General features: G+C 57.2%; 16 protein-coding genes and 1 pseudogene. 4 read left to right on the top strand and 13 right to left on the bottom strand.

Annotated features, from left to right (window positions below; genetic code table 11):
* Positions 1 to 3: 3 nt before the first annotated feature.
* The 3 genes from HWX89_RS08045 to HWX89_RS08035 are packed head-to-tail and all read left to right on the top strand — an operon-like array spanning position 4 to position 3822.
* The gene (locus HWX89_RS08045) at positions 4 to 318 is read left to right on the top strand and encodes a sarcosine oxidase subunit delta (RefSeq protein WP_138792011.1); all 315 of its coding nucleotides are present in this window, start codon (positions 4 to 6) and stop codon (positions 316 to 318) included.
* Positions 315 to 3275: a sarcosine oxidase subunit alpha gene (locus HWX89_RS08040; RefSeq protein WP_138792012.1), complete on the top strand. Its 2961-nt coding sequence runs from the start codon at positions 315 to 317 to the stop codon at positions 3273 to 3275. Before HWX89_RS08045 ends, HWX89_RS08040 begins: the two co-directional genes overlap by 4 nt.
* A complete protein-coding gene (locus tag HWX89_RS08035) occupies positions 3268 to 3822 on the top strand; it encodes a sarcosine oxidase subunit gamma (protein ID WP_138792013.1) in 555 nt (184 codons plus the stop codon). Before HWX89_RS08040 ends, HWX89_RS08035 begins: the two co-directional genes overlap by 8 nt.
* Before the next feature lie 10 nt (positions 3823 to 3832).
* Here HWX89_RS08035 and HWX89_RS08030 read toward each other — a convergent pair.
* From HWX89_RS08030 to HWX89_RS07980, 11 genes and pseudogenes are all read right to left on the bottom strand, one after another.
* A pseudogene (locus HWX89_RS08030) lies at positions 3833 to 4648 on the bottom strand (DUF2332 domain-containing protein); the annotation flags it as partial.
* Positions 4614 to 4784: a hypothetical protein gene (locus tag HWX89_RS08025; RefSeq protein ID WP_178340661.1), complete on the bottom strand. Its 171-nt coding sequence runs from the start codon at positions 4782 to 4784 to the stop codon at positions 4614 to 4616. The gene HWX89_RS08025 and the pseudogene HWX89_RS08030, both read right to left, overlap by 35 nt.
* A gap of 38 nt (positions 4785 to 4822) precedes the next feature.
* Complete coding sequence (locus tag HWX89_RS08020) at positions 4823 to 5311, bottom strand: MaoC family dehydratase (RefSeq protein ID WP_138792015.1); 489 nt, start codon at positions 5309 to 5311, stop codon at positions 4823 to 4825.
* 57 nt (positions 5312 to 5368) lie between these two features.
* Positions 5369 to 7324 carry a glycogen debranching protein GlgX gene (gene glgX / locus HWX89_RS08015; protein ID WP_138792016.1) on the bottom strand — a complete coding sequence of 652 codons (1956 nt, stop codon included), beginning with the start codon at positions 7322 to 7324 and terminating at the stop codon, positions 5369 to 5371.
* A gap of 74 nt (positions 7325 to 7398) precedes the next feature.
* Complete coding sequence (locus HWX89_RS08010; RefSeq protein WP_138792017.1) at positions 7399 to 9027, bottom strand: alpha-D-glucose phosphate-specific phosphoglucomutase; 1629 nt, start codon at positions 9025 to 9027, stop codon at positions 7399 to 7401.
* Between the two features lie 3 nt (positions 9028 to 9030).
* Complete coding sequence (gene glgA, locus HWX89_RS08005) at positions 9031 to 10473, bottom strand: glycogen synthase GlgA (protein ID WP_138792018.1); 1443 nt, start codon at positions 10471 to 10473, stop codon at positions 9031 to 9033.
* Positions 10474 to 10478: 5 nt separating this feature from the next.
* Positions 10479 to 11741: a glucose-1-phosphate adenylyltransferase gene (gene glgC, locus HWX89_RS08000; RefSeq protein WP_138792019.1), complete on the bottom strand. Its 1263-nt coding sequence runs from the start codon at positions 11739 to 11741 to the stop codon at positions 10479 to 10481.
* A 27-nt stretch (positions 11742 to 11768) separates the two neighbouring features.
* On the bottom strand, positions 11769 to 13976 hold the full coding sequence (glgB, locus tag HWX89_RS07995; protein WP_138792020.1) for a 1,4-alpha-glucan branching protein GlgB: 2208 nt from the start codon (positions 13974 to 13976) through the stop codon (positions 11769 to 11771).
* The gene (locus HWX89_RS07990; RefSeq protein ID WP_138792021.1) at positions 13976 to 16438 is read right to left on the bottom strand and encodes a glycogen/starch/alpha-glucan phosphorylase; all 2463 of its coding nucleotides are present in this window, start codon (positions 16436 to 16438) and stop codon (positions 13976 to 13978) included. The genes glgB and HWX89_RS07990 overlap by 1 nt, the downstream gene beginning before the upstream one ends.
* Before the next feature lie 335 nt (positions 16439 to 16773).
* A complete protein-coding gene (locus HWX89_RS07985) occupies positions 16774 to 17544 on the bottom strand; it encodes a class II glutamine amidotransferase (protein WP_138792022.1) in 771 nt (256 codons plus the stop codon).
* Entirely contained in the window at positions 17545 to 18258 is a 714-nt protein-coding gene (locus tag HWX89_RS07980; RefSeq protein WP_138792023.1) for an aspartate/glutamate racemase family protein, read from the bottom strand.
* A gap of 171 nt (positions 18259 to 18429) precedes the next feature.
* Here HWX89_RS07980 and HWX89_RS07975 point away from each other — a divergent pair, with 171 nt between their 5' ends.
* Positions 18430 to 18891 (top strand): Lrp/AsnC family transcriptional regulator, encoded by a 462-nt coding sequence (locus tag HWX89_RS07975; protein ID WP_138792024.1) that lies wholly within the window; start codon positions 18430 to 18432, stop codon positions 18889 to 18891.
* A 52-nt stretch (positions 18892 to 18943) separates the two neighbouring features.
* Here HWX89_RS07975 and HWX89_RS07970 read toward each other — a convergent pair whose 3' ends face one another.
* Positions 18944 to 19846 (bottom strand): NAD(P)-dependent oxidoreductase, encoded by a 903-nt coding sequence (locus HWX89_RS07970; protein ID WP_178340660.1) that lies wholly within the window; start codon positions 19844 to 19846, stop codon positions 18944 to 18946.
* 79 nt (positions 19847 to 19925) lie between these two features.
* The gene (locus HWX89_RS07965) at positions 19926 to 20681 is read right to left on the bottom strand and encodes an SDR family oxidoreductase (protein ID WP_138792025.1); all 756 of its coding nucleotides are present in this window, start codon (positions 20679 to 20681) and stop codon (positions 19926 to 19928) included.
* Positions 20682 to 20872: the final 191 nt, after the last annotated feature.

The following is a 20872-nucleotide window of genomic DNA, read 5'->3' as shown; positions in this document are numbered from 1 at the left end:
AAGATGCTTCTTATTCGTTGCCCCTATTGCGGGGAAGACCGCTCCGAGCTGGAGTTCCGGTGGGCGGGTGAAGCCCATATCGCCCGACCTGAAAACATCGCCGATATTTCCGACGAGGCTTTCGCGGAATTTTTCTTCATGCGTGACAATGACAAGGGCCTGGTTTTCGAGCGCTGGCGCCACATTCATGGCTGCGGTCGCTTCTTCAATGCTGCGCGAGACACGGTCAGCGACAGATTTTACATGACGTACAAGGCAGGCGAACCGAAACCGGACCGGGAAACGGTTTTGAATGCGCAAAAGGGAAGTCACGAATGAGCGGCGCTTATCGTATCAAGGGAGCAGGTCGTCTCACGCCGGCCAGAACTGCGCGCTTCACCTTCGACGGGAAGATCTATCAGGCGTTGGAAGGCGACACGGTTGCGTCTGCGCTGCTGGCGAATGGTGTGCACCTGATTGGCCGTTCGTTCAAATATCACCGTCCGCGCGGCTTTTTGTCTGCAGGTCCGGAAGAGCCGAATGCACTGATCGATGTTTCCCGCGACAGCCTGCGCAAACAGCCCAATGTGCGTGCGACCGTGCAGGAAGTTTTCGATGGCGCCATCATCGCGTCGCAGAACCGCTTCCCATCTTTGTCGTTTGATGTCGGGGCGATCAATGATTTCTTTTCACCGATGTTTGCAGCGGGCTTCTATTACAAGACCTTCATGTGGCCGAAGGCTGCCTGGCACAAGATTTACGAACCTCTGATCCGTCGTGCTGCCGGTCTTGGCAATGCGCCGACAGAGCCGGATGCGGATCACTATTCATCCCGTTATGCTCATTGCGACGTGCTGGTTGCCGGTGGCGGTGTCGCGGGCCTGACAGCGGCGCTTGCTGCTGCAAAGACGGGTGCGAGCGTCATCCTCGCGGATGAAAATGCGGAAGTTGGCGGGGCGCTGCGTTTCGATACGGGAACGGTAATTGATGGTTTGCCTGGCTTTGACTGGGCGCAGAAGGTTTTTGGCGAACTCCAGTCCATGCCGAATGTGCGTGTTCTGACCCGCACCACCGCGTTCGGTTATTACAACCACAATTTTCTGGCTCTGGCGGAACGTGTCACAGATCATCTGGCCGTTCCCGCGAGGCACCAGCCGCGCGAGCGGTTGTGGCAAGTCCGCGCCAAGAAGGTCATACTGGCCGCAGGCGCGATCGAACGCCACATGGTGTTCGCCAATAATGACCGCCCTGGTATCATGCTGGCGTCGGCGGCACGCACCTACCTCAATCACTACGGTGTGGCGATCGGCGAGAACGTTGGCGTTTATACCGCGCATGATTCCGCTTATGAGACGGCATTCGATCTGAAAAAGGCGGGAGTGAAGATTGCCGCTATCGTTGACTGCCGTGAGGCCCCCGATCCGAAGCTTCTGGAAGAAGCGAGGGCATTGGGCATCGAGGTGCTGGCGGGACACAGCGTCTATGATACGGCCGGGCGCTTGCGCGTGTCGTCCATGACGGTTGGTCGCAACGGCGGATCGAACAAACGCAAGATTGCAATTGATGCGCTTGCGGTTTCTGCCGGGTGGACGCCTTCTGTCCATCTCTTCTCACAATCGCGCGGAAAACTGAAATTCGATGTTGAGAACCAGCGGTTCCTGCCGGATATCCATGCTCCACAATCCGTTTCGATTGGTGCCTGTGCCGGGACCGACGAGCTGGACGAGTTGATTGCCGAAGCCTCTGCCGCAGGCGGCAGTGCTGCAGAATTTTCCGGCCAGAATGCACGAAGCTGGACGGGCGGCATGATCGGTGCTGCGGAGGGCGCTGGTGAAGATACGGGCGTCAAGGCATTCATCGATTTCCAACATGACGTTTGCGCCAAGGATATCCGTCTTGCGGTGCGCGAAGGCATGCACTCCATCGAGCACATCAAGCGGTTCACCACAAACGGCATGGCGTCCGATCAGGGCAAGCTTTCCAACATGCACGGCCTTGCCATCGCCTCCGAAGCGCTGGGCAAAGACTTGCCAAAGGTTGGCCTCACCACGTTTCGTCAGCCATACACGCCGGTAACCTTTGGTACTCTCATCAATCATTCACGTGGCGCGCTGTTCGATCCGACCCGCAAGACACCGATGCATGATGAGGAGGCTGCGGCGGGTGCCGTCTTTGAGGACGTTGGCAACTGGAAGCGCGCATGGTTTTTCCCTCGTGCGGGCGAAGACCTCCATGAGGCGATCAATCGCGAGTGCAAGACAGTGCGCGAGACTGTTGGCGTCTTTGATGCTTCAACACTGGGCAAGATCGAGGTGGTTGGGCCTGATGCGGCAAAGTTTCTCAATCTCATCTATACCAACGCCTGGGACACGCTGAAGCCAGGCCGGTGCCGTTATGGCATCATGACCCGTGAGGATGGCTTCGTTTATGATGATGGTGTTGTCGGGCGTCTGGCCGAAGACCGCTTCCATGTGACAACGACAACAGGTGGGGCACCGCGTGTGTTGCAACACATGGAAGACTATCTGCAGACGGAATTCCCGGAACTGAATGTGTGGCTGACGTCTGCGACCGAACAGTGGGCGGTGATTGCCGTGCAGGGCCCGAAAGCCCGCGATGTTATAGCGCCCTTCGTTGAGGGGATCGATCTATCGCCCGAGGCCTTCCCACATATGGCGGTGGCAGAAGGCAAATTCTGTGGCGTACCAACGCGGCTTTTCAGGGTTTCCTTCACTGGCGAACTCGGGTTCGAAATCAACGTGCCTGCCGATTATGGTGCGGCAGTGTGGCAAACGATCCGGGAACGTGCGGAAGCGATGGGTGGTTGCCTCTACGGTACTGAAACCATGCATATCCTGCGTGCCGAGAAGGGCTACATCATTGTCGGTCAGGATACGGATGGCACGGTTACACCTGACGATGCCGGTCTCGGATGGGCGGTTTCCAAGAAGAAGACTGATTTCGTCGGTATACGCGGCCTGAAACGCCCCGACCTTATGCGTCCCGGACGCAAGCAACTGGTTGGCCTTCTGACAAAGGATCCGCAGATTGTGCCGGAGGAAGGCGGACAGATCGTTGCTGACCCGAACCAGCCCAGGCCGATGACTATGCTCGGACATGTGACCTCCGCCTACTGGTCGGAAAACCTCGGCCGCTCAATTGCCTTTGCGCTTGTGGCAGACGGACGGGCGCGTGTAGGCGAGACCCTCTACATTCCGTTGGTCGATAAAACGATTGCCGCAGAAGTCACCGATATGGTGTTCTTCGACAAGGAAGGAGCCCGCCTCAATGGCTGAGACGCATCACGCAAAACGCAAGCTCGTGCTTGAGGATTTTCACGGTGGTTCGCCCGTCGTTTCGCTGAAGCCGGCTGCTCCCGCATCCCGCATATCGCTTCGGGCGAAGAGTGAAGCGGTTGCGGCACTGTCGGAGGCGTTGGGACTTGCGTTACCGGAAACGTCCAAGACGTCTTCCACTTCGGGCCTGCGTTCGGCACTCTGGCTTGGGCCAGATGAGTGGCTGGTGATCGATCAGGCTGAAAGCGATCTGACAGCGGTGTTGTCTGGGGTTTCCGGCCTGTTTTCGACGACGGACATTTCTCACCGCAATGTTGCGATTATCGTGTCGGGTCCAGGCGCCGAGGCGGCGCTCAACGCCGGTTGCCCGCAGGATCTGTCATTGAACGTCTTCCCAGTCGGCGCCTGTTCACGCACCATTTTTGGCAAGGCTGAAATCGTCTTGCTGCGTGTTGCGGACGATACGTTTCGGCTTGAGTGCTGGCGTTCCTTTGCAGAATATGTTGGCGGTCTGTTGCAGGAAGCGGCAGGGGACGTGGTGGTTTAATGCCGCCGCGTCAGGCACCCCAACCACGCCAGTCGATCCACCGCCCATGAAAATCGGCGCGACCGATTTCACGCTTTTCGCCTGAAGGCCAGAGTTGCAGTGTCAAGGAGGCGCCGCCGCGTCTGGTGTCGGCCTCCATCTGCAAACGGGCCAGCGGCGCATCATCTGTTGCGCGTTCGCCGGCTGCTGCAAACATGTCTTCGCCGATCTGCTTTCGCTTTTCCGGCAGATATTGCCAGGCGATTGAATGAAAAACCACGTGAGCTGCGTCATGAAACGATTTGGAAAGTCGTTGCTCGAGCCAATCCAAAGCGTCGGCTTTTTCGATCCCTCCACTGGTTTTAACGGCGATCCGCAAGGCACTTGCGGTGCGTTCAAGCCGATCGGGCTGGTCGGCCCAGATATAGGACATCAGTTGCAACCGGTCTTCATCGGAAGAGGGATCAAGCGGACTGATGTCACAGCCCGCACGTTCGAGAATAGTGATCGGGGCAATGCGTGGCGATGGACCTCGCCATTCCGGAATCAGAACAACCTCCGAGTTTTCACCCCATTCAAGCCCGCCGAGACGGTAACGGTAGCGGTCGAACTGCAGGTTCAGTCCCGCACTGGCACCGACCTCGGAAAGTACCAACGATTTGGCAGTCAATCGCGCAATCTCGAAAAAGCCCGGAAGCAACGCAGCTGACCTGCGCACTTCGTTCGTTTGTGGTGGAGATTTCAGGCGATCGAGAATAAAGGGGGCGTGAAACCGTAGAGCGCTTTCACATGTATCCCAGAGGGCATCCTCGTCATCCATCGCGATGGCGGTGAGAGGTTCGATCTTCGGTTTCGATGAACTCGATAGTGTCTATCCCGAGCGTGTTCAGAACTGTGCGGATCAGTTCCACATAACAGCCGGTAACGTCCCCATTGTCAGACAGGTAGTTGAACGGAGGCTCTATCAGATAGGCAAATCGCATAGCGACCTCCGTTGGTTCCGTGTTCCATCTCGCCTGCGTCAGGCGTCGTCCGGCCGGTCTTTTGGATCAAACTGAGTGATCGTCGTCCATCGCGCAGTCAGTGCCGGTTTCTTCTCGTTTTCGATTTCCACAGTAACGTCATAAGTGGTCATCAGCATGGCAGCGCCGCGAAAGCGGGCTTCAGCAAGGGTGAAACGGCCGCGGATGCGTGCCCCGCTTTTGACTGGCGAGACAAAACTGATCTTGTCGAAGCCGTAATTAATGCCCATCGTCTGCTCGCGGATGCGCGGCAACGCATCATAATTCATCGCTGAAAGCAGCGAGAGCGTGAGAAACCCGTGCGCAATCGTGCCACCGAAGGGGCTCTCTGCTTTTGCCCGTTCCGGGTCCGTATGGATGAACTGCTCATCGAGTGTCGCTTTTCCGAAGGCATCGATCATCCTCTGATCGACCGTGATCCAGTCGGAAACACCAATTTCGGTGCCGACAAAATTCTTCATCTCCGCAAGCGCTATGTCCTTGGCCATGTTTCCTCTTTTACGCCGGTTTGTTGTCACGGTTATAGAGGTTGGCGGGGTTGCCGATCAACTACGCAGATAAAACACAACCGAACGAGCGGGCAGGAAGGCAGGATTGCCAAAATCCGTGCCGATGGCGCGCCAACCATCACCTTGCAACGTGAACGGCACGATCTCCCGGCTGCGATTGATCAGCACGGCGAGTTCGCACTCCGCGTCTGTTTCGCGATCGATCGAGGAGAGCACCATGGCAAAGGCTGGGCCCTGCGGATTTTCCCAATCCGCAACGGACATTGTCTCCCCAGTTGCGGCCAACCACGAAACATCGCCATAGCCGCTAAAGAAATCCGTGTCGGCGAATACGGAAAACCGTTTGCGAAGAGCTGAAATAAACGCCGTGTGATCAATCAGCTCAGGGTTAAGCGACGCCCAATCGACCCAGGTGATATTGTTGTCCTGACAATAGGCATTGTTGTTGCCGTGCTGACTGCGTCCACCCTCATCACCGGCGGTGAGCATGATTGCGCCACGGCTGACAAAGAGTGTGGAGAGGAGAGCCTTTACATCTCGGATGCGCGCATCACGAACCTGCGGATCGTTGCTTAGTCCTTCGAAACCATTGTTCCAGGAATAGTTTTCGTTATGGCCATCGCGATTGCCTTCGCCGTTGGCCTCATTGTGCTTGTTTTCGTGGCTGACGAGATCGAACAGCGTGAAACCATCGTGGGCTGCAAGGAAATTGACGCTGCGGGTTTTTGTCCGGTTATGGCGGGAAAAAATGTGGGAAGAGCCAGACAGTGCATCGGCTACTGCGCCGGTCGTGGAAAGATCGCCGCGCCAATAACGGCGCATATCGTCACGCGCCCTGTCGTTCCATTCCAGAAAACTCTCCGGGAAGTTGCCAAGCTGATAGCCACCGGGCCCGATGTCCCAAGGTTCGGCAATCAGCAGCCGGTCGTGAAGCGCCGCGTCCGAATGCATGGCGGCGAGCGTTGCGCTTGCCATATCAAAGCCCTTGGCCGTTCTCCCAAGAACTGGCGCCAGGTCAAACCGGAAACCATCTATGCCGGCATTCAGGACGAAATGCCTCAACGTGTCCACGATGAGTTGACGGATGGAGGGATCGTCGCAGGCGACCGTGTTACCTGTGCCGGTATCGTTCACCAGTGTACCAGGATCGTCAGGCAGATGGCGAAAGGCCGTGAGATTGTCTAGGCCGCGCAACGAGAGTGTCGCGCCAAGGCGGTCACTCTCGCCGGTATGATTGAAGACAAGATCGAGGATAACGCCGATCCCTTCGCCATGCAGTACAGCGACCGTATCGTGCAACTCCTGCACACCGCCGGGGCAGAGGCGAGGGTCGATTGCCATGAACCCCACAGGGTTATAACCCCAGGCGTTTGCAAGGCCGAGTGGGGGCAGATGCCGCTCGTCAATCCAGGCGGTGATCGGCATCAGCTCGATGGCGTCGACACCAATCCTCTTCAAATGGGCAATGATGGCTGGGTGGGCGAGGGCCGCAATCGTGCCGCGTTTTGCCTTGGGCACATCTGGATGGAGCGCTGTAAAGGCTTTGACGGACAGCTCGTAGATCAGTCCGCCCGGTGAAAAATGCACCGCTTTGCGTTTCACCGGTTCATGGAGGGCAAGAATTGCCTTGGGCATCACCGACGCCGTGTCTTGTCCAAACGCATAAAGGGCGGGGTCATGACGGAAAGGGCGATCGATCTCCGTCGCGGACGGATCGAGCAGCAGTTTCGACGAATCGAACCACAAACCGTGGTCGGGTGCGTAAACGCCGTGAGCACGGTAGCCGTAACGCAAACCCGGTTGGGAATCGGCCACAAAAAGCTGGTGTAGATCGTTTTCGCCCCGCCTCATCGGCAGCCGGCCCGTCTCCGTGTTGCCGGTCTCATCGAACAGACAAAGTTCGATCTGTGAGGCATGTCGGGAATAGACCCTGAATTCAGCTCCGTCTTCCGTCAGATGAACGCCTTGATGGAAAACGGCCGATTTCTGCATGGTCATATTCTCCGGGCGATGGATGTCTCCTCCCCCCGAAAGGAGGGAGGAAATTGAGGACGCTCAGGTCGTCTTCAGGTAATCACGCTTGGGGCGTCGCGACCGGTATGCGCCTTGATGCCAGCAATCGTATCGGCGACGGTAATCAGGTCAGCCAGTGCCTCCTGCGTTTCGATGCCATGGCGTGCCGCGTCCGGTTCGTAACGTTCGACATATAGACGCAAGGTTGCACCCGCCGTGCCCGTGCCGGAGAGGCGCAACACGATGCGAGAGCCACCTTCGAACAGGATGCGGATGCCCTGGTTCTTGCTGACCGACTGATCGACTGGATCATGATAGGCGAAGTCGTCGGCCGCCTTGACCTTCAGATTTCCGTAGCTGGTGCCCGGAAGCGTTGCGAGTTTTTCGCGCAGCGTCGCAACCAGCGTGTTGGCCGCGTCGGAATCGACTTCTTCATAGTCGTGGCGGGAATAGTAGTTTCGGCCGTACTCTGCCCAATGCTTCGTGACGATGTCCTTCACGCTTTCTTTGCGTGCGGCAACGATATTCAGCCAGAAAAGCACTGCCCAGAGACCATCCTTTTCGCGAACATGGTTTGAGCCGGTTCCGAAGCTTTCTTCACCGCAAACCGTCACTTTACCCGCATCGAGAAGGTTGCCGAAGAACTTCCAGCCGGTCGGGGTCTCGTACATGCCCAATCCAAGCTTCTCGGCAACCCGGTCGGCTGCAGCGCTGGTCGGCATTGAACGCGCGATGCCGGAAATGCCCCCTGCATAACCGGGCGCGAGTCTGGCATTGGCCGCGATGATGGCAAGTGAGTCTGATGGCGTGACGAACATGCCTTTGCCGACGACCATGTTACGGTCGCCGTCACCATCGGAAGCCGCGCCGAAGTCAGGGCCCTGTGGGCTCATGACGTCGTCGTAAAGTTCCTTGGCATGCACGAGGTTGGGGTCTGGATGATGGCCGCCGAAATCCGGCAGCGGGATTTCATTACGGACGGAACCTTTCGGTGCACCGAGGCGCTTCTCGATGATCTCGACGGCATAAGGACCGGTAACCGCGCTCATGGAATCGACGACCACCTTGAAACCGCCTGCGATAAGCTGGCGGATGGCGGCGAAGTCAAACAATTCTTCCATCAGGAGCGCGTAGTCGGCGACCGAATCCATCACCTCGACGGTCATGCCCTCGACCTCGAAGCTGCCGATCTTGTCGAGGTCGACATCCGCAGCATCTGAAATCTTGTAGCTGTCGATGACTTTCGAACGGGCAAAGATCGCATCGGTGATCTTTTCTGGCGCCGGGCCACCGTTGCCAATGTTGTACTTGATGCCGAAATCTTCGTTTGGTCCGCCCGGATTGTGGCTGGCGGAAAGCACGATACCACCGAAGGCCTTGTATTTACGAATGATGTTGGAGGCCGCAGGCGTCGAGAGAATGCCGCCCTGACCAACCAGAACCTTGCCGAAGCCGGCGGCGGCGGCCATCTTGATCGCCTTCTGGATCACTTCGCGGTTATAGTAGCGACCGTCGCCGCCGATCACCAGCGCCTGGCCTTCAAAGCCTTCGAGTGAATCGAAAATCGACTGGATAAAGTTTTCCGCGTAATTTTCCTGAGCGAAGACCGGCACCTTCTTGCGCAGGCCGGATGTCCCCGGCTTCTGGTCCTGATAGGGTGTCGTCTGGACGGTTGTTAGCATGTTTCAATGGCCTTTCGAGATAAGCTGGTTGTAAAGCGCGGCATAAAGGCCGGCGCTTTTTTCCCAGGAAACATCGGATTTCATTCCCTGCTTCTGCATCTGCATCCACAGTTTCGGATCGTGGTAATAACGGACGGTTCGGCGGATCGCCTGCCTCAGACCATCCAGGGTGATGGGAGAGAATTGCACGCCCGTCGCCGCCTTCTGGGCAACAGCCGCATGGTTGGCATCGATGACTGTGTCGGCGAGTCCACCGGTTCGTGCCACGACCGGAATGCAGCCGTAACGAAGGGCGTAAAGCTGGGTCAGTCCGCATGGCTCGAAGCGTGAGGGAATGATGATCGCATCGCAGCCGGCCTGCATCAGATGGGACAAGGGCTCGTTATAGCCGATCGCAACTCCAACGCGGCCACGATGGCGCGACGCCGCAGCAAGGAGCGCGCCTTCGAGGGCGACATCGCCGGCACCAAGCACGACGAGGCGTCCGCCAAGCGACACGATGTCGTCAACAGCTTCCGCCATCAGGTCCAGACCCTTTTGCCAGGTCAGGCGCGAGATGATGCAGAAGAGAGGGCTGTCATCGTGATCGATCCGGAAATGTTCAGCCACCGCCTGCTTGTTGAGCTGACGGTTTTTAAGGTTGGCGGCGGAGTAATTATCGTGGATCAGATGGTCCGTTGCCGGATTCCAGACGTCTGCATCGATGCCGTTGACTATGCCGTGTAGTGCGTGGGAGCGACTGGCGATAACGCCTTCCAGCCCCATCCCAAATTGCGGCGTCAGTATTTCTTCCGCATAGGACGGGCTTACGGTGCTGAGGGCGGTGGCGGCCTGCAAACCGCCTTTCAGGAAGCTGACGTCATTATAATATTCGATGCCGTCGACGCCGAAGGCATGCACAGGCAGACCGAGCTGGCTGAAGATGTTGGCGCCGAACTGACCTTGAAATGCGATGTTGTGGATTGTCAGCAGGCTCGGAATTTCAGGCGTTTCGGCGTAGCGCATATAGACCGGCGCCATCGCGGCTTGCCAGTCGTGAGCGTGCAGAAGGTCAGGACGCCAGCCGGGAATCTCTCCGGCGCCAATCCGGGCGGCCGCAAGCGACAATGCAGCAAAGCGTTTCCAGTTGTCCGGGTAGTCTTTGCCGGTCTGGTCGAGATAGGGGCCGCCGGAGCGTTCATAATAGGCCGGGGCATCGAGGATCAGCAGGTCGAGGCCTTCGTGATGAACTTCCAGCACATCGGCCTTTTCACCCAGAAGATCGGTGAATTCATAACATTTGACCGGATCTTTAACCGTGCTTTTGACGGCCGGATATCCGGGTATCAGCGTTCGGGTTTTAATGCCGAAGGCGTCCAGAGCAATGGGAAGCGCGCCGGCAACATCGGCGAGCCCCCCGGTTTTGATCAGGGGATAAATTTCGGATGAAACCGAAAGAATATTCATGGGTGCTACAAATCCAGCTTGTCGATCATCGATTGGGTAATAAGGCAAATGCCGTTTTCGGTGCGGCGGAAACGTTTCGCATCGAGTTCGGGGTCTTCTCCAACAATCAATCCTTCCGGAATGACCACGCCATGGTCGATGACAACATTCTTAAGCTGGGCATGTCGCCCGATTTTCACACTCGGCAGTACTACGGCATTCTCAAGGCGGGAGTATGAATTGGCGCGAACACCTGTGAATAACAGGCTGCGCTGAAGCGCTGCGCCAGAGATGATGCAGTCGCCCGATACGACGGAAGATACCGCCGAGCCACGACGATCTTCATCGTCATGCACGAACTTGGCCGGCGGCGTAATTTCCGCATAGGTCCAGATCGGCCAGGATTTGTCGTAGATATCGAGATCCGGCACCACGTCTGTCAGGTCGACATTGGCCTGCCAATAGGCATCGATGGTACCGACGTCGCGCCAGTAGGGGCCATGCTCGAAATCGGAGCGAACGCAGGAGGAGGCGAAACGGTGCGCGACGGCTTTGCCGTGGGCAACGATGTAGGGAATGATATCCTTGCCAAAATCGCGGCTCGATGTTGGATCGGCAGCATCGCGGCGAAGCGCGTCCATCAGAAACTTCGTGTGGAAGACATAGATACCCATCGAGGCCAGCGCGAAGTTTTCATTGCCTGGAATGCCCGGTGGATCAGCAGGTTTTTCGATGAAATTGATGATCTCGTCTTTTTCGTTCACGTGCATGACGCCGAAGCCTGAGGCTTCCTTGCGTGGTACCTCGAGGCAGCCGATCGTCACGTCCGCACCCGAATCGACATGCTGCTGTAGCATGTATTCGTAGTCCATCTTGTAGATGTGGTCGCCGGCCAGGATGACCATATATTCGGGGCCATAGGGCTCGATGATATCGATGTTCTGATAGACCGCATCGGCCGTGCCTTCATACCATTGCGTTTCGGAAACGCGTTGGGAGGCGGGCAGAATATCAAAGCTTTCGTTTCGTTCGGGACGGAAGAAGTCCCAGCCGCGCTGCAAATGGCGGATCAGCGAATGTGCCTTGTATTGCGTGGCAACACCGATACGACGGATACCGGAGTTGAGCGCGTTCGACAGCGCGAAGTCGATGATGCGGGCCTTGCCACCGAAGTAGACCGCTGGTTTTGCCCGCCGGTCCGTCAGTTCTTTCAGGCGGCTTCCTCTTCCGCCTGCGAGGACATAGGCCATTGCATCACGCGCCAAGGGCTGAACTCTCTTTTCTGACATGTCTTGTCCTCCCGTTTGTTGTTCCCGTCAGTTTTCCGGCTCGAGCATGATGGTTGCCAGCGGTGGCAGGACGATCATCGCTCCGATTTGCCCGCCGGCATCCACAGCCTGGACGCGTCCGCCATTTCCTTTGCCGCTGCCGCCGTAGATTTCGGCATCGGTGTTGAGAATTTCCCGCCAACGTCCGGCAGAAGGTAGCGGCACATAATAGCTTTCCCGATAAACCGGCGTCAGATTGCTGATCACCGCCACGGGCTTCTCGCCTGGTGCCTTACGCAACCATGCGAAGACGGAGTTGTCGTGGTCCTCGACGACCAGCCACTGGAACCCGTCCGGTTCGCAGTCGCGCGCATGTAACGCAGGTTTGGAGCGATAGGTGAAATTCAGGTCTCGCACGAGGCGGCGCATGCCCTCGTGCATCGGGTATTGGCGTAGGTTCCAGTCAAGCGAACCCTTCTCGCTCCACTCGCTCCACTGTGCAAATTCCTGTCCCATGAACAGCAGCTTCTTGCCGGGGTAACCCCACATGAACGCATAATACGATCTGAGGTTCGCAAATTTTTGCCAGTCGTCGCCGGACATCTTGGCAATCAGCGAGCCCTTGCCATGCACGACCTCGTCATGGCTGAGCGGTAGCACGAAATTTTCACTGAAGGCGTAAAGCAGTCCGAAGGTCAGTTCCTGATGGTGGAATTTGCGGTGCACCGGTTCACGCGAGAAATAGCTCAGCGTGTCGTGCATGAAGCCCATGTTCCACTTGAAGCCGAAGCCCAAGCCACCTTCATGAACGGGTTGCGAGACTTTGGGCCAGGACGTGGATTCTTCCGCAATCGTCATGACACCGGGATGGGTGCCGTACACCAGCGAGTTCATTTTCTGCAGGAAGCGGACGGACTCCAGATTTTCACGGCCGCCATATTCGTTCGGTATCCACTCGCCTTCCTTGCGGGAGTAATCAAGGTAGAGCATCGATGCCACGGCGTCGACGCGCAGTCCGTCGAGATGGAATTTCTCAGCCCAGTAAAGCGCGTTGTTGATGAGGTAAGACATGACCTCAAGGCGGCCGAAATTGTAGATCGCGGTGTTCCAATCCGGATGGAAGCCCTGACGTGGATCGGCGTGTTCATAAAGCGCGGTTCCGTCGAACCAGCGCAGGCCATGTTCGTCTGTGGGGAAATGCGCCGGCACCCAGTCGAGAATGACACCAATGCCAACCTTGTGAGCACCGTTGACGAACCTTGCAAACCCTTCCGGATCCCCAAATCGGGCAGAAGGCGCGTAAAGGCCTGTTGTCTGGTAGCCCCACGAAGGATCGAATGGATGTTCGGAAATCGGCAGAAACTCAATGTGGGTAAAGCCCATATCAGTGCAGTAGGGGATCAGTCTTGCTGCAAGTTCGTCCCAGCTCAGGAAGGTACCGTCATCGCGTCGTTGCCATGAGCCGGCATGCACCTCGTAAATACTGATCGGCTGGCGTCGCTGGTCGACGGTTGCCCAATGTTCGCGGTGCGCGTGGTCTTCCCATTGCTGAGTAAGTTCAAGGGCTGTCACCGAGGCGTTTTTGGGACGAAGCTCTGCTTTTCGGGCAAAGGGATCAGCCTTCAGCGGCAACAGCTCGCCATTGGCGCCGACGATCTCGAATTTGTAGGCGCAGCCTGCATACACGTCAGGTGCAAAAATTTCCCAGATGCCGGTGTCTTTGCGAAAACGCATGACGTGCCGGCGGCCATCCCAATTGTTGAAATCGCCGACGACGGACACGCGCCGGGCATTGGGCGCCCAGACCGCAAAGTGAAAACCTTCAACTCCTTCGAGTTTCAGCGGATGTGCACCCATCTTGTCGAAGAGGCGTAGATGCGATCCTTCGCGAACGAAATAGTCGTCCATCGGGCCAAGAACGGGGCCAAAGCTGTACGGATCCGTTACAGCCCATTCCGCATCATCGCGACAGGCACGGTAGCGGATCGGCTGGCGCGACGGCAAGTCGACCAAGCCCTCAAAAAATCCATCGGTATCGATGCGCTTCAGCTCTCCGGCGATATTACCGTCCAGCCGCATCACCGTCACTTCTTCGGCGCCTGGAATAAAACAGCGCGCGACGAAATTTCCCGGCGTTCCGTGAACGCCGAGAATTGCAAAGGGATTGGAGTGCAAACCGCTCTTGATTGCCTCTATTTCAGCCTGTGTTACCTCACCAGTTTTTTTCTCGTCGGCCGAATTGAGCGGTTTTTTCATCAGGCTCTCCAGATTTCTGACGCATATTGCCGGATTGTCCGGTCGGATGAGAACCAGCCCATGCGTGCGGTATTGCGGATGGTTTTGGAATACCAGGCTGTGGGGTCGCCCCAGATCGTGTCGACCTCGCGTTGTGCCCGCGCATAGTCGTCGAAGTCGGCGGTGACCATGAACCAGTCGCTGTTATAGAGACCGTCCATCAGTCCGGAGAAACGTGAGCGGTCATCGGGCGAGAAAACACCGGAAGCGATCGATGAAAGCGCCTGAGACAGTTCCGCCGAGCCCTCGATGATGGCGCGTGGATTGTGACCGTCAGCACGTGTTTTCGCGACTTCTTCGGCGGTCATGCCGAAAATGACGATATTATCGGCACCAACATGATCGCGCATTTCCACGTTCGCCCCGTCAAGCGTGCCGATGGTGAGGGCGCCGTTCAGAGCGAATTTCATGTTGCCTGTACCGGATGCTTCCATGCCGGCAGTGGAAATCTGTTCCGAGAGGTCGGCGGCGGGAACCATGATTTCTGCCAGCGAGACGTTGTAGTTCGGAATGAACACGACTTTCAGCAGCCCGCGCACGGCCGGATCATTGTTGATGACCCGAGCGATATCATTGGCGAGTTTGATGATGAGCTTGGCGTTGTGGTAACTTGGTGCGGCCTTGCCGGCGAAGAACTTCACACGCGGCACCCAGTCAAGCTCCGGATGAGAGCGGATCTGGTCGTAAAGCGCCACCGTTTCCACGAGATTGAGAAGCTGCCGCTTGTATTCGTGAATACGCTTGATCTGGATGTCGAAAATTGCCGATGGATCGACACGGATGCCCATGCGCTGTGCAACCGTGTTTGCCAGTCGAACCTTGTTCAAACGCTTCACTTCGGCAAACTTGTCGCGGAAGCTCGAATCTTCCGCGAACCTGTCCAGCGCCGTCAGCTTTTCCGCGTCGTCGAGGAATTCGTCGCCGATTGCCTCGCGGATGAGCCCCGTCAGGCCGGGGTTACATTGCATCAACCAGCGGCGGGGCGTGATGCCGTTCGTCTTGTTGTTGATGCGGTCGGGATAAAGGTTATGGAGGTCTGCGAAGACCGTTTCCTTCATCAGATCGGTGTGCAGTGCCGAAACGCCGTTGATCGAGTGGGAGCCGATGAAGGCGAGGTTGCCCATGCGGACCCGCCGCTCGCCAGTCTCATCGATAAGAGAGATGGCGCGGATCTGCTGATCGACCATCTTCTTTTCCTTGCGGGCAAAGACCAGCGTATTGGCGTTGATCGCATAAATGATCTGCATGTGGCGTGGCAAAAGACGCTCGAGCAGTGGGACCGGCCAGCTTTCCAGCGCTTCGGGAAGCAGTGTGTGGTTAGTGTAGGAGAAGGTGCCCTGCGTGATTTTCCAGGCCTCCTCGAACTCCAGGCCATGTACGTCGCAGAGCAAACGCATCATTTCGGCAATGGAGATGGCCGGATGAGTGTCGTTGAGCTGAATGGACACCTTGTCAGGCAGCGATGTGAAGTCCGGATATTGCTGTAAATGGCGACGCAGGATGTCCTGCAGGGATGCGGACGAGAAGAAGAACTCTTGTCTCAGACGTAGTTCCTGACCGGCTGGCGTGGCGTCTGCGGGATAGAGAACACGCGTCAGGCTCTCGGCTTTGTTGCTTTCGCGCAGTGCGCCGATGTGGTCGCCTGCATTGAATGCAGCGAGCAGGATCGGGTCAATAGGTTGAGCCGACCAGAGACGCAGCGTGTTGACGCGGGTGCCGCGCCAACCGACAACAGGTGTGTCCACTGCCATGGCAATGACGCGCTCTGCAGGCTTCCACACGAAGCGCTGCGGTTCTTCGTATCCGCCAATGGTTTCGACTGAGCCACCAAAGCCAATTTCGTAGGAGCTTTCGCGGCGTTCGAATTCCCAGGGGTTACCGTGAGCAAGCCAGGTTTCCGGCAGCTCAACCTGCCAGCCATCGGCCATCTGCTGGCGGAAAAGCCCGTGCACATAGCGGATGCCATACCCATAGGCGGGAATATCGACCGTTGCCATTGATTCCATGAAACAGGCGGCCAAACGTCCGAGACCACCATTGCCGAGGGCAGCATCCGGCTCCAAACCTGCGATGACATCAAGATCAACGCCAAGGGACGACAAGGCGTCCTTGATTTCATGCATCAGGCCGAGATTGGAGATTGCGTCGCGCATCAGACGACCGATCAGAAACTCCAGCGACAGGTAATAAACGCGCTTGGAATTGTCCTGGTAGGCCTTGCGGGTGGATTCCATCCACTTGTCGATGATGCGGTCGCGAACGACGAGGATTGTGGCCGTCAGCCAGTCGTGAGGCTTGGCAACCTTGACGTCCTTGCCGATACGATAGGTCAATCGCTCGATGATTTCGTTGGCCATGATCTCCGGGTTGGAGCTGCGCGGCGCGGGACGAGGGAGGTCGTTGGTGGCGAGTTTGTTGATCATTGGTCGGTCAGCACCTTGGTGGGAGGAGAGGGTCTGATTGTGTCGATCCGGCTTACCTGTAACGGTGCCAGTTTATGCATCGATATGGAGGTGTGGCAACAGCGTTTTTTTTGGAAAGATGAAGAGCTTAATATTGGAAAAGAAAGCTTTTTCTCGTAGGCTCGCGAGATTATGCCCGGCCGGTGCATCGGACAATTTCGGCAAACGGAAAGTTCCGCCACTGTGGCGCGTCTGTCCGGAAAATCATTGGTGAAGTGAAAAAACGGCGGACGTAACGCTTTGCGGATGCCTGTTGTGCCGGAACTTTATCGTCCCCAGAGCTGTCCGGCATTCCATCATGCCGGTTCGAAGTTTTCAGCAGTCATTCCGCAGGCGCTGATCCTGACGACGGTATTGGGTGGTACGACACACCAGGGTGCGGCATCGAAAGAAAAAGGCTCGGAACTGATGGCGATACCGTCTTCAAGCGCGCGCCAATAGAGCGATGGCGGCGTCGCGTCGCTCGACCAGCGGAATGCGTGCAGGCAGTCCCCATCCATGAGCACCGCGCTGAAGCGCAATGCGGAGGTTACGCCGCCGGCAATCATCTTTTCCCGACAGAGTTTAAGTGCTCTGGCGATTGCCGATACCGGATCTTCTTGCAGGTTGTGGCCGGCCGCAATCAGGAAGATTGCTTCGCTGTCGCCGGTACCGCGTCTGGCAGAATAGATGTGATCGGGAATGAGAGAATCGACATCCCGCCTTATCCGCTCATAACCGCCGATCTGGCCGTTATGCATGAAAAGATGGCGGCCAAGGGAGAAGGGATGGCAATTGGCACGGGACACTTCGCCTGACGTCGCTGAACGGACGTGCGCCATGAACATTCCGGAGCGGATCTGATGGCAGAGGGCTGCAAGATTGGCGTCAGACCAGGCAGGCCGCGTATCACGAAAGACGCCGGGCGCGCCGCGTTCTCCATACCAGCCGATGCCACAGCCGTCGCCGTTGACGACGGTCTTGGCTTCTCGCGCCGCCATTGATTGGCTGACAAGCGAGGCCTCTGGCTCGATCAGAAGGCTGTCGAGCCAGACAGGTTTGCCCGAATAGGCGAAAAGGCGGCACATTTACGCGGCTTTGTGAAGTGTGCCGCCTTCCAGTGCGAACCTGACGGCCGCCTTTGCGTGAATTTCCGTCGAGTCGTAGCCCGGCAACGACAATGAGTTCGGATCGATCAGAAGTGAAATTTCAGTGCAGCCCAGGATGATCGAGTCGACACCCAATCCACGCGCCTTCTCAATGATGTCGAGATATGTCTGACGTGACGTTGCTTTGACCTCTCCACAGCATAGTTCGCTGAAGATGATGTCATGAACAGCAACCCTGTCTTCCAACTCCGGCACGAAGACCTCGATGCCATTTTGGCGCATACGGTCGGTGTAGAAACCATGTTCCATCGTGTAGCGTGTTGCGAGAAGCAGCGGCTTGCTGCGGCCGTCAGCTTTCAGAGCTGCAGCGGTCTCGTCGATGATGTCGATCAGCGTGACGCCTGACATCTTTGCCACGGTGTCTGCGACAAGATGCATGGTGTTGGTGCAGATCAGTACACAGTCCGCACCTGCATTGGCCAGGCGGGCGCCGGCCGCACCGAGGAGCGCGCCAGCCTCATCCCAGCGATCTGCCTTTTGCAGCGCAACCACCTGGGAGAAATCAAGCGAATGCATGACGAGATCAGCAGATACCAGGCCGCCGCAGCTTTCGCGCACTGCCTCATTGATGAGCCGGTAATAGGTTGCCGTCGATTCCCAGCTCATGCCGCCGATCAGGCCGATCCGTTTCATTATGTCTTCCCTCGGTATAATTCTCGATTGGCGCCCATGATGCCATTCATCTTGTGGGAGTTTGATGCGTTGTTCGCCGCGTAATTCCTGGTTCACGCATTCTATTTGCTCATTGAATTTAAAATGTGCAATTCATTTGCGACATGAAGAAATCTGACGCATCATCGAAACATGATTGATGACCGTGACCGTCGCATTCTTGCGATTCTCCAGCAAAATGCCGAAACGCCGCTCGCCGATATCGCCGAGCAGGTTTCCCTGTCACCATCCGCCTGTTCGCGACGACTGACCCGGCTGCGGAGTGAGGGTTACATTACCGGCACAATGGCGCTGCTAGACAGAAAAAAGGTCAATCTGCCGACGACGGTTTTCCTGCTTGTGAGAACAGGACTGCACGGCGAAGAGTGGCTCGAACGCTTTCATTCGGCGGTCAGCACAATTCCCGAAATCGTCGAGGTCCACAGGCTTACCGGCAATTTCGATTATATTCTCAAGCTGGTTCTGCCGAACGTCGAATATTACGACACGGTCTACAAGCAGATCATCCGGCGTGTCGAACTCTACGACATGTCGGCCTACATCTCGATGGAAACGGTCAAGCTGTCGACAGCTTTACCGACGACGCACATTTGAGAGCAACGCTTTTTCAGGGTTGTGGCGCCTCCAGTAGGGCCTCCTGGAACTCCTATTGTGGAAATTGCCGTTTCGCGCCGCTGAAGAATTCCATCAGGGCGGCCTGATCTTCTCCACCCAGTCCGGCCGCCGTCAACATGCGGTGGACTTCCGCGCAGACCGCGGTCAGCGGCATGGCCGTGTTGGTTCGGCGTGCCAGATCCTGCGCGCCGTTCAGCTCTTTGACCATGTTGTCGATGCGACCGGTGCGGCGGTAATCCTTCTCGACGAAGCGCGGCATGTATTCCTGCAGGATGGCGCTGTCAGCGCGACCACCTTTCAGCGCCTGCGGGATTTTTGCGGCGTCGACGCCGGCGTCGAGGGCGAGTTGTGTAGCTTCAGCTACCGCAAGGAAGTTCAGTCCGCACAAAACCTGGTTGATAAGCTTTGTGGTCTGCCCCGCGCCGCTAGGACCCATATGGGTAAAATTGCTCGCCACGTGGCGCAGAACACGGTGGGCATCAGCGACATCGGTCTCGCTGCCGCCAGCCATCAAGGTAAGCTGGCCGATAAGGGCTTTGGGAGCGCCGCCGGAGAGCGGGCTGTCAACCCAGCGAAGGCCCTTTGCGGCAGAGTCGGCCGCCAGTTCCTTGGTCGCCTCCGGATCGATGGACGACATATCGATGATGAGTGCTCCGGGCTTTGCTCCAGCCGCAACCCCGTTTTCGCCGAAGACAGCGATGCGGATGATTTTGGGGGAGTTGAGGCTGAGAATGACGACATCGGATGCCGACGCCGCATCGGCCGCTGTTGATGCTGCATGGGCGCCGCGTCCCGTCAGCGCCGCGACCTTTTCTTTGTCGAGATCGAAGACCGTCAGATGATTTCCCGTTTCTAGCAGTCGGGTCCCGATGGCGCCTCCCATGGCGCCCGCGCCGATCAAGGCAATTCTGCTGGTTTCGGTCGTCATTGTCATGGGCCTCCTCCCAAAAGCATCATGATGGAAACGTCTCCGCCGAAAGCTGGATCAGCTGGCGCGGCGGAGACGAGGGGTTTTAGAGCGAAACGCTGATGCCGCCGTCCACGTAGAGAATATGTCCGTTGACAAATGTGGATGCGTCCGACGAGAGGAAAATGCAGGCGCCGACAAGCTCGTCTACCTTGCCCCACCGTCCGGCGGGCGTGCGCTTTTCGAGCCAGCCGGTAAATGCCGGGTCTGCCACGAGTGCAGCGTTAAGTGGCGTGTCGAAATAACCCGGCGCGATGGCATTGCACTGCAGGCCATACTTCGCCCAGTCGGTTGCCATGCCCTTCGTCAGGTTTCCAACGGCGCCTTTCGTGGCGGTGTATGGGGCGATGCCCGGGCGAGCAAGGGCAGTCTGGACGCTGGCGATGTTGATGATCTTGCCGCGTCCACGGCCAATCATGTGGCGGGCAGCCGCCTGTCCAGCGTGAAAAACCGAGGCGATGTTGGTCTGCAGAAGGCGCTCGAAGGCGTCGGCAGGAAAGTCTTCAAGCGGTGTGCGGTGTTGCATCCCGGCATTGTTGACGAGAATATCGATTGCGCCGACTTCGGCCTCGAAGCGATCGATCGCTTCACGAACCGCCGCGTGGTCAGTGGCGTCGAATGCAAGAGTTTTAGCGCCCTTGATGCTTTCAGCCGCAGCTTTGAGTTTTGTTTCGTCTCGGCCGTTCAGGACAACTTCGGCGCCTGCTTCCGCCAGACCTTTCGCCAGCGCAAGGCCAATGCCCTGTGAAGAGCCCGTGATCAGGGCACAACGGCCGGAAAGGTCAAACAACTTAAGGCTCACAATTTCCTCCACGGATTTCCTGGTGTGTTATCGGTAACATTCGCTTGTCCGTTACAACTTTGTCAAGGTCAGAACCCTGAAATTCAGTCATGCCGTTCGCGCAAATCCCGCCTCAAAGGCATTTCCTGAATAAGCCCAATACATCTGGCGTGCAAAGTCATTGAGGGAAAAAATTCTTCTGTTGGCATCGC

Source organism: Rhizobium sp. RM (assembly GCF_013390595.1).
Taxonomy (GTDB): Bacteria; Pseudomonadota; Alphaproteobacteria; order Rhizobiales; family Rhizobiaceae; genus Agrobacterium.
The sequence above is the reverse complement of the archived record's forward strand: the minus strand, read 5'-3'. Positions and strand labels throughout refer to the sequence as shown.

What these genes read in the sequence shown, in the direction of transcription:
- HWX89_RS08045 (WP_138792011.1), top strand. Translation starts at nt 4, where the DNA reads ATGCTTCTTATTCGTTGCCCCTATTGCGGGGAAGACCGCTCCGAGCTG.
- HWX89_RS08040 (WP_138792012.1), top strand. Translation starts at nt 315, where the DNA reads ATGAGCGGCGCTTATCGTATCAAGGGAGCAGGTCGTCTCACGCCGGCC.
- HWX89_RS08035 (WP_138792013.1), top strand. Translation starts at nt 3,268, where the DNA reads ATGGCTGAGACGCATCACGCAAAACGCAAGCTCGTGCTTGAGGATTTT.
- HWX89_RS08025 (WP_178340661.1), bottom strand. Translation starts at nt 4,784, where the DNA reads ATGCGATTTGCCTATCTGATAGAGCCTCCGTTCAACTACCTGTCTGAC.
- HWX89_RS08020 (WP_138792015.1), bottom strand. Translation starts at nt 5,311, where the DNA reads ATGGCCAAGGACATAGCGCTTGCGGAGATGAAGAATTTTGTCGGCACC.
- glgX (WP_138792016.1), bottom strand. Translation starts at nt 7,324, where the DNA reads ATGCAGAAATCGGCCGTTTTCCATCAAGGCGTTCATCTGACGGAAGAC.
- HWX89_RS08010 (WP_138792017.1), bottom strand. Translation starts at nt 9,027, where the DNA reads ATGCTAACAACCGTCCAGACGACACCCTATCAGGACCAGAAGCCGGGG.
- glgA (WP_138792018.1), bottom strand. Translation starts at nt 10,473, where the DNA reads ATGAATATTCTTTCGGTTTCATCCGAAATTTATCCCCTGATCAAAACC.
- glgC (WP_138792019.1), bottom strand. Translation starts at nt 11,741, where the DNA reads ATGTCAGAAAAGAGAGTTCAGCCCTTGGCGCGTGATGCAATGGCCTAT.
- glgB (WP_138792020.1), bottom strand. Translation starts at nt 13,976, where the DNA reads ATGAAAAAACCGCTCAATTCGGCCGACGAGAAAAAAACTGGTGAGGTA.
- HWX89_RS07990 (WP_138792021.1), bottom strand. Translation starts at nt 16,438, where the DNA reads ATGATCAACAAACTCGCCACCAACGACCTCCCTCGTCCCGCGCCGCGC.
- HWX89_RS07985 (WP_138792022.1), bottom strand. Translation starts at nt 17,544, where the DNA reads ATGTGCCGCCTTTTCGCCTATTCGGGCAAACCTGTCTGGCTCGACAGC.
- HWX89_RS07980 (WP_138792023.1), bottom strand. Translation starts at nt 18,258, where the DNA reads ATGAAACGGATCGGCCTGATCGGCGGCATGAGCTGGGAATCGACGGCA.
- HWX89_RS07975 (WP_138792024.1), top strand. Translation starts at nt 18,430, where the DNA reads ATGATTGATGACCGTGACCGTCGCATTCTTGCGATTCTCCAGCAAAAT.
- HWX89_RS07970 (WP_178340660.1), bottom strand. Translation starts at nt 19,846, where the DNA reads ATGACAATGACGACCGAAACCAGCAGAATTGCCTTGATCGGCGCGGGC.